This is a genomic window from Paenibacillus sp. FSL E2-0178 (genome assembly GCF_038593005.1).
GTDB classification, from domain to species: Bacteria; Bacillota; Bacilli; order Paenibacillales; family Paenibacillaceae; genus Paenibacillus_AQ; species Paenibacillus_AQ phytohabitans.
Genome location: NZ_CP151953.1, coordinates 383518 through 395651, shown reverse-complemented (window position 1 = coordinate 395651; position 12134 = coordinate 383518). Strand labels below are relative to the sequence as shown.

The 12134-nt window shown below is 48.9% G+C and carries 5 protein-coding genes; 4 read left to right on the top strand and 1 reads right to left on the bottom strand.

Annotated features, from left to right (window positions below; translation table 11 throughout):
* The first annotated feature begins 31 nt into the window (after positions 1–31).
* The 3 genes from MHI42_RS01660 to MHI42_RS01650 all read left to right on the top strand — a co-directional run bounded on the left by MHI42_RS01660 (position 32) and on the right by MHI42_RS01650 (position 5832).
* Positions 32–3049, top strand: coding sequence for a right-handed parallel beta-helix repeat-containing protein (locus MHI42_RS01660; RefSeq protein WP_342422512.1), 3018 nt, complete (start codon positions 32–34; stop codon positions 3047–3049).
* Between the two features lie 314 nt (positions 3050–3363).
* A complete protein-coding gene (locus MHI42_RS01655) occupies positions 3364–5229 on the top strand; it encodes a beta-L-arabinofuranosidase domain-containing protein (protein ID WP_342422511.1) in 1866 nt (621 codons plus the stop codon).
* 300 nt (positions 5230–5529) lie between these two features.
* On the top strand, positions 5530–5832 hold the full coding sequence (locus tag MHI42_RS01650; protein WP_342422510.1) for a MazG-like family protein: 303 nt from the start codon (positions 5530–5532) through the stop codon (positions 5830–5832).
* Between the two features lie 99 nt (positions 5833–5931).
* Here MHI42_RS01650 and MHI42_RS01645 read toward each other — a convergent pair whose 3' ends face one another.
* Positions 5932–7536 carry a M4 family metallopeptidase gene (locus MHI42_RS01645; RefSeq protein WP_342422509.1) on the bottom strand — a complete coding sequence of 535 codons (1605 nt, stop codon included), beginning with the start codon at positions 7534–7536 and terminating at the stop codon, positions 5932–5934.
* A gap of 552 nt (positions 7537–8088) precedes the next feature.
* On the opposite strand from MHI42_RS01645, the gene MHI42_RS01640 reads away from it, so the two are divergent.
* Entirely contained in the window at positions 8089–11865 is a 3777-nt protein-coding gene (locus tag MHI42_RS01640; protein ID WP_342422508.1) for a glycosyl hydrolase 53 family protein, read from the top strand.
* The last annotated feature ends 269 nt before the right edge of the window (positions 11866–12134 follow it).

Genomic DNA, 12134 nt, shown 5'->3' with positions numbered 1-12134 from the left:
ATACCATTCATATCGGGAGGTTTAAGACAAGATGACAAGAAGACCATGGCATCAGATGAACAAGCTGATTTTGACGGCAATCCTGATTCTGGCATCTGTACTGTCCGTATTAGTCCCGTCAACGGTCCGCGCAGACGGTACATCCTATTATGTCGATTCGGCAGGGGGCAGCGACAGCAACACAGGCAGCTCCGAAGCCCAGGCCTGGAAGACCCTGGACAAAGTGAACGCCTCAGTTTTTCAGCCTGGGGACCGCATTCTGTTCAAGGCGGGCGGAGTCTGGACGGGGACGCTGTCACCCCAGGGTTCCGGCAGCGAAGGCAGCCCGATTCAGATTGACCGGTACAGCGAAGGGGCCAAGCCGTTGATTGCAGGTGGTGGTGCCGCCGCTGCCGTATATTTCTACAATCAGGAGCAGTGGGAGGTCCGTAATCTCGAGATTACCAATAATGCAGCCAGTTCGGGCGAGCGCAGAGGCATTCATGTCAGCGGCAGCAGCGGCAGCTGGACCAATCCCAAGGTCTATAAGCATTTCGTGTTCGAGAATCTCGATATCCATCAGGTCAAAGGGACAACAGCCACTGATTATGTGCATAACGGCGGAATTATCGTCTGGGGTCCGGACTGGGATCTGCATGTGTCGGACGTGGTCATCAAGAATAATCACATCTATTCGCTCGACAGTGTAGGAATCTATCTGAATGGAGCACAGCGTACCTACTCCACCGGTCTTAAGGTGCAGAATAATGTCATTAACGATGTGGCTGCCGACGGGGCGGTTGTGCTCAATACGACGGGCGGGGTCATCGAGCATAATGTGGTGTACGATACCCATGTCCGCGCGTCCGGATACCATGTGCCGCTGTGGGTATGGGGCACGAAAGATGCGGTCATCCAGTACAATGAAGTCTACAACACCGCCCCCGGCGGCGACGCAATGGCCTTTGATGCGGATTATAACAGTGACGGCACTATTATCCAGTACAATTACAGTCACCATAACGCAGGGGGGATGGTACTGGTCGTCAATGACGGGACAACTGCCTCCAATTACAATACCAATGCGGTCGTCCGCTATAATATCAGCGAGAATGACGGCGGTGCGGTGTTCAATCTGAACGGCCCGGTCAGCGGCGCGAAGTTCTATAATAATACGGTCTATCTGCCGCTCACTTCCAGCACCAAGGTGGTCAATTACGGCTTTTGGGATGGCTATGCTTCAAATACGGCCTTTTACAACAACCTGATCTATAATCTGGGCACCGGGGGATACCAGTTCGGCTCCAGCACCGGCAACATATTCGATAATAATCTGTTCTACGGCAACCATCCATCCAGCGAACCGGCTGACCCGTACAAAATCACCACTGATCCGAAGCTCGCTTCGCCAGGCTCGGGTGGCATCGGACGCGGCACGCTGGCCGGTTATCAGCTGCTGAATACCTCTCCGGCCATTGGCAGCGGCAGAATCATCAGCAGCAACGGCGGCAGCGATTATTTCGGCAATGCTGTTCCGGCAGGCACTGCTCCCAATATTGGGGCCTACCAGGGAGCGGGGCTGGACCCGAACAATCTGCCTCCGCTGCCACAGCCACCTTCCCAGAGTAATCTGCTGCTCAATCCGGGGTTTGAGACAGGTGATTTCAGCAACTGGCCGCTTCATTACAATGGAGCTTCTATCGTAAACACCGGAGCACATACCGGGACCTATGCAGCAGCACTTACCGGCAACTATGCCGGAATGGAGCAGAACATTGGCGGACTGCATCCGAACACCATGTATAAGCTGTACGCTTATGGCGCAGCCAGCGGCGGCGGCTCAGCCGTATTCGGAGTGAAGAACCACGGCAACGCCGAACAGAGTGTCTATATGACTGCAGCTGCTTATACCCGCAAGGAGATTACCTTTACGACAGGAGCGTCCAGCACCAGCGCTACGATATTTCTGTACAAAGCCGGAGGGTCCGGACAGGTGACATTCGACGATCTGGAGCTGATTCAATTCAGCGCATCCCCCGCCGGTCCAGCCGAACCGGTGTTCACCGAAGGCGGAAGTGACGAATTCGCCGGGCCCGATCTGGATGGTCAGTGGACTTGGGTTAGGGAGAACAGTGCAGCCTGGTCGCTGACGGCTAATCCCGGCTCTATGCGGATAACAGCAGAGAGCGGGGAAATCGCAGAGGGGGCTGCAACGGCCAAGAATCTTCTGCTCACCGGAGCGCCTGAAGGGGACTGGACCTTGGAGACTAAGCTGACGGGATTGCCGGCGTCCCCTTGGGCCCAGGGCGGCCTGATTGTCTATGAGAGCGATGCGACCTTCGTCCGGATTACCCGGATGTACGGCACAGGCAACGAATTCCAGTTCACCGCACAAAAAAATACCGTGCGGCAGCATGTCGAAACTGCCGATACTCTGGGCTCGGCCGTATACCTCAGACTCGTGAAGACGGGCAATACGTACAGCGGCTTCTTTTCCGCTGACGGTGTGAGCTACCAGCAGGCCGGAGCGGATCAGACAGTGGAAATTGCGGAGCCGAAGATCGGCCTGTTCACGGGAGGCGGTACAGGATTTACGGCGAACTATGATTATTTCAAGTTCATTCCGGCGGAGACCGAACCGGAACCGGAGCCTGTCAACCTGCTGCAGAACCCCGGCTTCGAGAGCGGTGATTTCACCGGCTGGGCAGTCCATTATAATGGTGCTGCGATCTCAGACACTGCCCCGTATACAGGAGAATACTCCGCAAGGCTAAGCGGGCCGGCTTCAGGCATGGAGCAGACGGTCTCCGGCCTGCTTCCGGACACGACCTACAGGCTGTCCGGCTTAGGACAAAGTGCAGACGGCGGTGTAGCGGTATTTGGGGTCAAGAATTACGGCGGCACATTCACGGATGCCTGGGGCTTCGAGCAGGGCACAGGATATGTGCACAAAGAAATTGAATTCACAACAGGAAGCGCCAGCACCAGCGCCACGATTTATCTGTATAAAGGCAGCGCCGCCGGTGAAGTCCATTTCGACGACCTGGTGCTGACGGCGGTGCAGGAGTAGAAGCCAAGGTATCACAATAGATCATCAACCGGATTGAAACAGTGAAGTAGATTACGATAATTCCGGTAACCCGGCAATCAAAAGGGACGGTTCTTTAAGTCACTTCAGTGACTTAAAGGACCGCTCTTTTTTAAAAAAATGGGGCTAACAAACCGAAAGTGGAGGCAATCTATCATAATTTTATTTAACACCGGCTTTCAGCTTATTACTCAGTATGGATCAACTTTATATTAGGATTAATCATTGGATTGATGGAAGCGCTGCTATATACTTTCATTGTAAAATCAATGTCAGTATATTAAGGGGCTGCAGCAATGAGAGAACTTAAGGGCAAGCATGTCGTTCTTCATGATAATGATCTGACACGCAGGGAGGAAGCAAACCGGCGGTATTTAATGAAACTGACAAATGATAATCTCCTGTTTAACTATAAAGTAGAAGCGGGAAGATACCATGGCAGAGATATTCCAAAGGATGCACATGGGGGATGGGAGACGCCAGTCTGTCAGATCCGGGGACATTTTCTTGGACATTGGCTGTCTGCGGCAGCTATGCGGTTTCATGAGACCGGCGATCTGGAACTCAAGCTCAAAGCGGATCTCATCCTGGACGAGCTTGCCGAATGCCAGAAGGACAACGGTGGACAATGGGCAGCGCCTATTCCGGAGAAATATTTACACTGGGTTGCTCAAGGTAAAGCGATATGGGCTCCGCAGTATAATATCCATAAGTTATTTATGGGACTGGTGGATATGTACCAATTCACCGGCAGTCAACACGCGCTCGAGGTGGCCGATCGTTTTGCAGACTGGTTCGTCACATGGAGCACTACCTTCACCAGAGAGAAATTCGATGACATTCTGGACATGGAGACAGGGGGGATGCTTGAGGCTTGGGCGGACCTGCTCCATATTACAGGGAATGCTAAATACAAGACCTTGCTGGAGCGTTATTACCGCAGCAGACTTTTCCGCCCGTTACTGGAGAACAAAGACCCTTTGACCAACATGCATGCCAACACCACCATTCCTGAAGTACTCGGCTGTGCCAGAGCTTACGAGGTCACCGGCGAACAACGCTGGATGGACATTGTCACTGCCTACTGGAAATGTGCGGTCACGGAGAGAGGCACTCTGGCAACTGGCGGAAATACGGCAGGTGAAGTGTGGATGCCCAAAATGAAGATCAAAGCACGCCTCGGGGATAAAAATCAGGAGCACTGTACGGTTTATAATATGATTCGTCTGGCAGAGTTTCTTTTCCGGCATACATCAAATCCGGCATATGCGCAGTATATTGAATATAATCTGTACAACGGTATTATGGCTCAAGCCTACTACCAGGAATATCATCTGACCGGCAACCGGCACGACAATCCCGGAACAGGGCTGCTCACCTATTTCCTGCCGATGAAGGCAGGCTTACGGAAGGATTGGAGTTCGGAGACCGATAGCTTCTTCTGCTGCCACGGAACGATGGTACAAGCCAATGCAGCGTTGAACAGAGGCATTTATTATCAGAATCACAACGATGTCTATGTATGCCAGTATTTCCATTCAGAGCTGACCACAGAGATCAATGGAGAGAATGTCCGCATTCATCAATCTCAGGATCATATGAGCGGAAGCATGCTGAACTCTTCGAATACCGCAGGACAGCAGGAATTGAATGAGGTTACAGCGCTTCACGAGAATCTGCCGAATTATAAAAAGTATGATTTCATCGTCCATACAGACTCTTCTAGTGAATTTGCCATCCATTTCCGGATTCCGGACTGGATCCTGTCGGAAGCCGTAATCTATGTGAACGATCAGCTTCACGGGAAATCTGCGGATCACAGTGCATTTTATACCCTGCTGCGGAATTGGAAGGACGGTGATCGAGTCAGTATCATTCTGCCTGTCGGGATCCGCTTCATTCCTCTGCCGGACGACGAACAGACAGGTGCGTTTCGTTTTGGTCCTGAAGTGCTGGCTGGGATTTGTGAGAATGAGAGGATTCTCTTTACACAGCTAGATGATGTTGCCTCTGAGTTGATCATGGAAAATGAACGGGAGTGGGGCAGCTGGCGCTATTTCTTCAAAACGGCCAATCAGGACCCGGGAATTCAGCTGAGAAGAATTCGCGATATCGGTTATGAACCCTATCAAGTGTACTTCACGGTAAAAAATAGTGGCTGACTATCATTATAGGCTGCTTGAAAGGATGCCATAATTAGTGGCATCTTTTTGTGCTGCAGATTGGCCATATGAGTCAGCAGCAGTCCGTTCGTACCGCAGAATTTTGAATTCACCCTGCGCTCAAATCGCATAGAATTCTATATTTTGGAATGTTAGACTTTTTGGTAAGCACTGTAGATATAAATGGTGATCGGAAGGATTGTTGTCTGAAATACAAGAATAATCCTGCGGAGCTGCTTGAAAGGGGTGAAATACTGTTTTTAGTACATGAAAAATATTTGTAGAATAGGAGAGAATACAATGATTGATTTATTACAATTACAAAAAAGAGTTTATCAGAATAAAGTTGCGAAAGGATTTAATGTTACAGATATTTTCCAGGAATTCTGTTTCATATATGGCGAATTATCAGAGGCTTGCGAAGCTTATCTGAAAAAGAAAGACGATTTGGGCGAAGAACTGGCTGATGTTGCACTCTACTTAATAGGACTTTCGGAACTTCTGGGAATTAATCTGGAAGAAGAGATCATACATAAAATGGAGAAAAACGAAAAAAGAATATACGAGAATAAAGATGGTGTGCTCACAAAAGTAAGCGAATAATATATAGATTTCCTGCAATATGATTTTCAGCAGTTGATCGATCCCTTTTACACCAAACAGGCCAATGATCTTGAGGATCATTGGCCTGTTATTCTGTTCTTAGTAGACGCCTACCGCATTGTAAGCTTTGGTTACGGCAGTTACTTGAGCCGAGCCTGCTCCAAACAATTCCGTTGCCGATTGAATGATTGCTGTGCGTGCAGCGGAGAAGTTGGATGAAGTCGTAAGGTAATATACAAGTGCATTGTAATAGATTTGAACGGCATCCTCACGGCCGATACCTGTGACCGTTACACCGTTAAACGTACCGCCTTGGGCAGCCAGATAGAAAGCTTTGTTATTGATTCCGCTGTTCGTATGCACACCGCCTTCATCACCGGTACCGGTATAGCGGTCGCTGTATTTGTCAGGCTGTCCGTACAATGGGGGATTAGCCAGTGAGCGGAGTGCGTCACCCGCTACACCCGGTGTATATACTTTATCGCCGATCAGCCAGTTCGCACCTTCAATTGAATTTCCGATAATGTCGGAGAAGGACTCATTCAGTGCCCCTGGTTCTCCATAGTATTCAAGATTGGATGTTTTCTCAGTTACACCATGCGTCAGCTCGTGGCCCACAACATCCAAGTCACCGGACAGCAGTGTAAAGGTAGATCCATCTCCATCACCGAAAACAATTTGCGCACCGTTCCAAAATGCGTTGTTATAGGAAGTGTAGTAATGGACGGTGGAACGGATCTGCAGTCCGTTGTTGTCCAGGCTGTTGCGGCCGAAATGCTGGAGATAATAATCATAGGTTCTCTCAGCATACGTGTGGGCATCAACCGCGGCTTTGTCAGTCCAGACATTGTTGGTGCTGGTTAAGAGCGTCCCCGGAAGAGAGGTCTTGTTTTTGGCGGTATACGTCACAATGCCCTTGCCGCGGGTACTGTCATAGAGCTGATAGGTTGAACCCGAGAGGCGTGTCTCGAACGTTTTGGTATCTCCAAACACTCCAGTACCCGTACCCGTCAGGTTCTCTAAAATATTATATTTGAACAGTACGCTGCCATTCTCCGCAGAAATGAAGTACCGTATCCGCAAAGGCTCGGGCTCCAGAACATTCACTTCCGTTTTATAGGCTAATTTAGGTTCTCCGTCAACGATGAAATAATATAAATCCGCTGTAGGAGTAACCTGCGGCTCACCAAGCGGTCCATGTTCCAGCGTCGCATCCTGCTCGGCTGCCAGAATGGCATCTGCTCCGGAAATGGTTTGGAGCTGAATCAGCGGCTGCGGAATCGTCTGGTAAACATCTTCAACTACGCTTCCCAGCAGGGAGGTAACGTTGCCGGCTTTGTCGATATGCAGAGTTTGATCAGCTCCATATACCGGTATCCCCGAGATATACTGGCTTAAGCGGTAATGCTGGCTGCCGGTCTTGCTGTTTGTATTTTGCTCTGAAATTTTGAATTTTCCCCGAATATCCTCTTTAGCCGAAAGATTCAGGTTACCTTTCACACTTTCAAGATATCCCCATACTTTGTCCTCAGAAGCGGAGCCAGCAGGAGCTTTCCAGGATTGGTCCGTAATCGAAATAGGGGACGAGCCTGAGAAGAGCTCGACAGGATTATTGCGTTCATTGTTTTCAGCAGCAGTGCCAATCGAGGCAAAGGACCCAAGTGCTACAACACCTGCAAGAAGCGAAGCTACAGTCTTTTTCATAATTAATACTCCTCCGATCAAAATGGTTGGTTTTAAGTTATGCCGGGTTCTTGTAGACATCCTTTTATCTAGCCTGTGTACTCAAGCTGCGATCTGGGGTGCAAGGACTTAGGCGGCGAACAACCTTAAATGTACGGAGGGAGAGTGTGTGGAGACGGCAAAACCCCTTTCATGAAATTTACAACTACACTCTTGTTCACAGACCCCCGAAATGGATATATATGAAAATAATGTAATTATAGTGTTTTTATTATATTTTGGAAATTGAATATCAACTGTGATAAGAATCACAATTAATGCAATAAATTTAAAAAATGATAATTATGCAATAGCGAAGTTTAATACCCATACAGAAACAGGAATCTCTACAATATGTAATCGAATTTATTAATTTAATTAAAGAGAGCTTTGGATTAATAATTTTTTTTAGTTTGTTGCAGAAGTATTACTTATAGTTGATCTGCTCCATCCACACCTGATCTTTAATTCTTTACAATAAGGATGTTAAAGGCTGGAAACTGCAGTTATTAAATAAATAATGGAGGTTAAGCTATGAGAATCAGCAAAAGAGTTGTTGTAATCATTCTTACATGGGCGATGATTCTGTCGGCAGCATCAATTGGTTTGCCCGCTAATGTAAACGCTTCATCGGTTTCCGGAGGCTTTTCCAAAGGTGCAGATATCAGCTGGCTGCCGCAAATGGAGGCTTTAGGCTATAAATTCTATAATGATAATGGCCAAGAGGAGGATCTTTTACAAATACTTAAGGAGCACGGCATCGATTCCATCAGAATCAGGGCCTGGGTTAACCCGTCGGATGATCCGGCCAGTGGTCATAACAGCACACAAGAGGTTGTTGCACTGGCTTCCCGGGTAAGTGCCTACGGGTTCCGTGTGATGATCGATTTGCACTACAGCGACAGCTGGGCTGACCCTGGTCAACAGGTTACCCCTCAAGCCTGGAAGGATGACAATATAGAACAGCTGAAGGCGCATGTCTCGCAGTACACTACGGAAGTGATGCAGGCGCTCAAAGATGCAAATGTAACACCGGAATGGGTGCAGATCGGAAATGAGATTAATAATGGAATGCTGCATCCTTTAGGAAGCTACAGTAATACAACCAACCTCGTTCAGTTGATTCAGGCCGGCTCACATGCTGCCAAGGCGGTGTTCCCGGATATTAAGGTCATCATCCATCGGGCCAGCGGAGCTGAAGCAGGGGTTGGGCCATTTTTTGCCGGTCTGACAGCGGCAGGTCTTAAGGATACGGATTACGATATCATCGGCTTATCTTATTATCCTGATGCCATTTTCACCTCTACCATTAACGATCTCAGCAACAATATGAATGCGCTGGAAGCTAAATATGGCAAAGAAGTGATGATCGTTGAGGTTGGAGGTAATGTTTCAGACGATGTTGATAGCGTATACAATATGCTCGTGGCCGTTCAGAATAAACTGAAGGCTGTTCCGGACAATAGGGGAACCGGTATCTTTTATTGGGAGCCTACCGGTGTATTGTTCGGCTATCCGTTATCGGCATGGAATATTGACGGCTCACCGACATTGGCTATGGATGCCTTCATCGACGGTGCAGCCGAAATCAACCGCCATCCGGTTACCGCGGTGTCCTTAGATAAGCCTGTAACCGCTATTGAAGTAGGCGGGACGGATAAATTAACTGCCATTTTCGATCCGTTGAATGCAACCTATAAAGGAGTGAGCTTTACAAGCTCTAAGCCGGAGGTTGTTAAAGTAGATCCTTATAGTGGAATACTTTCCGGGGTTTCAGCCGGAAGTGCCACCGTGACTGCAGTTACCTATGACGGAGGATTCTCCGCATTCAGCGAGATCACCGTAATTCCAAGTTCAAATCTGATACAGAATCCCGGGTTTGAAGATGAATTGAACGCATGGGAGCTTTCGGGAGATACAAGTGCAGTCAATATTGAAAAAGATGCACATTCGGGGTCGTCCGCCCTGCATTACTATAGTACGACTCCTGCTGAATTCAGGACTTCGCAGACGATCACCGGTCTGGAGAATGGAACGTACACTTTGTCGGCCTGGGTATCCGGCGGGGGCGGTGAAGAGATTTCAGAAATTTTTGCCGGCAGCAGAACACAGCAGTTTACAAATACAGGATGGCAGAAATGGAGTAAGCCGGTTCTGGATCAAATTGAAGTTACGGATGGAACCTTGACCCTGGGCGCTCATCTTAAGCTTGCTGATGGAGAGTGGGGGAATATTGACGATTTCGAGCTGATTAAGAAGGATACCAGCAAGCTGCTGGATTTGAGGGTGAACGGCGCTACGGTTAGCGGATTTGATCCGGCCGTTCAGGACTACAGTGTAGTTCTACCGTATGGTACGACTGCATTGCCAGCGGTTGAGGCGGTTGCAGAACAAGGCATATCGGCAGAAATTACACAAACGGCTGCGCTGCCTGGAAGTGCAACCGTTGTTGTCAAGGGAGAGGTAGTGAGAACCTACACCCTCCACTTCACGGTGGATTCGAACCCTGTGGTTAACTCCGGCTTTGAGCAGGTGAATGAAGCGGGTCTGCCTGATGGCTGGACCATTCCTGACCCTGCTGCCCTGACCGCGAGTTCGGATGGCCGTACCGGTGCAAGATCACTGGGATTCTGGAAGGATTCCGCCTTTACACTGGACGCCTATCAGACGCTTACCGCTCTGGAGAATGGAATCTACACGCTGACGGCCTGGTCGCAGGGCGCCGGGGATGAGACGAAGAATCAGCTGTATGCCTTGAATGGCGGGAAGACCCTACTGAGCTCAAGCTTCGCGAACAAAGGCTGGAATGTATGGAACCAAGCGGTTGTTGGGAATATCAAGGTTACGGATGGAATACTGAAGATCGGGATTTCCCTTGAGGGGAATGCGAAGGACTGGGGCTCTTATGATGATATTGTGCTGGTTAAGACTGGTGACATTCCAGTAGAACCAACACCTACGCCTACACCTACACCTACATCATCACCAACGGCGATACCAACGGTGACACCAATACCAACACCAAGTCCAACAGCTGCTAGTGAAGATAACGGGTTGGCTTCAACAGGGGGCGTCAGTACTGCAACCAGTACTCCGGCGGCAATTCCGGTGGCCGTGACCTCGGGCACCGCTGCTGACGGCAGCACTACTTATAGTGTGAAGATCCAAGCAACGGCAGGCAAGGAAGCAGGATCTGCCATCGTCAAGCTGAATTCCACTATAATCAGTGATCTGGTCGGCAAGGTCAAGCAAGCCGTAGCGGCCGGTCAAAAGGTTGTCATGGAGATTCAGATGAATCCGGAAACAGGCCAATCATCTGTTGATGTAGTTATAGCTACGGATGCTCTCAAGCAGTTAATGGAAGCCGCCGGGGCAGAGCTGAAGCTGAATACAGGCATTGCTGATATTACCTTTACGTCTAAAGCAGTAGCTGCAATTGGAAGTGCAGCAGCAGATAGCACAATCAGCATTAAGAAGCTTGCTTCATCAAGCTTGCCGGACAAAGCCCGGAGTAAGCTTGGAGACAGGCCGGTTGTAGACTTCTCTGTAACAGCCGGAAATGCTGAAGTTACAACATTCAACGGTGAAACAGTTAAGATCAGTGTACCTTATACGCCAAAAGCAACGGAAAAATCAAATGCCATTGTAGTGTATTATATCGATCAGACAGGAAACCTTCAGCTGGTTAATGGCGGCTACGATGCTGCAGCCGGAAAGGTTAATTTCCAGACCGCCCATTTTTCAAATTATGCTGTAGGGTATAACGAAATCAAATTCAATGATGTTGCACCGGGCAACTGGTATTCCAGCGCTGTCGATTACTTGGCAGCGAGAGAGGTGGTTAAGGGGGTAAGCAGCTCTGTGTTTGCACCCGAGGCCCAGGTGAAGCGGGCTGACTTTCTGATGATGGTCATGAATGCTTTCGGCATTAAGCCTGATGCAGATAGCGCCGATAACTTTACAGATGTAGGGAATAAATACTACACAAGCTATCTCGGTACAGCCAAGAAACTGGGCTTGATTTCCGGTGTGGGCGGCAACTCCTTTATGCCGGAGGCCGTCATCAGCAGACAAGAGGCATCGGTAATTCTGTACAATATCATGAAGCAGCTGAACCGTCTGCCGGATGGCAGCAACGTTCAGAGCTACGACAGCTTTACAGATGTCAGTGCAGTAGCCGGATATGCCCAGACAGCCATGAAGCAGTTTGTGGAAGCGGGAATACTCACGGGCTTGGGCAAAGAGCTGAGTCCAGGGGCTGCCGCGACCCGGGCAGAGGCAGCACAGATTATATATAATTGTATTAAATAACAAGCTGAATAGCCGGCTGCCAGCAGATTCCTGGCGGCCGGCTATTTGTGTGAGTGGATAAGAATGGACCCGGTCTCAAAATCGATCCTTTATGAGGTTGATAATTAAGAACCTTAATGGGGCAGCAACAAAAAACACAGGACAATTTTACCTGCTAAGTTATATAATATCAGAGGAAAGCACTTTGCTGTTTGCTACCTGCAACCTATTCAGAAAATGTTCTAGCAAAATTGGTAGATGCTTTACTATTAATAATTAAGCGGGGAATA

What these genes read in the sequence shown, in the direction of transcription:
- MHI42_RS01660 (WP_342422512.1), top strand. Translation starts at nt 32, where the DNA reads ATGACAAGAAGACCATGGCATCAGATGAACAAGCTGATTTTGACGGCA.
- MHI42_RS01655 (WP_342422511.1), top strand. Translation starts at nt 3,364, where the DNA reads ATGAGAGAACTTAAGGGCAAGCATGTCGTTCTTCATGATAATGATCTG.
- MHI42_RS01650 (WP_342422510.1), top strand. Translation starts at nt 5,530, where the DNA reads ATGATTGATTTATTACAATTACAAAAAAGAGTTTATCAGAATAAAGTT.
- MHI42_RS01640 (WP_342422508.1), top strand. Translation starts at nt 8,089, where the DNA reads ATGAGAATCAGCAAAAGAGTTGTTGTAATCATTCTTACATGGGCGATG.
- MHI42_RS01645 (WP_342422509.1), bottom strand. Translation starts at nt 7,536, where the DNA reads ATGAAAAAGACTGTAGCTTCGCTTCTTGCAGGTGTTGTAGCACTTGGG.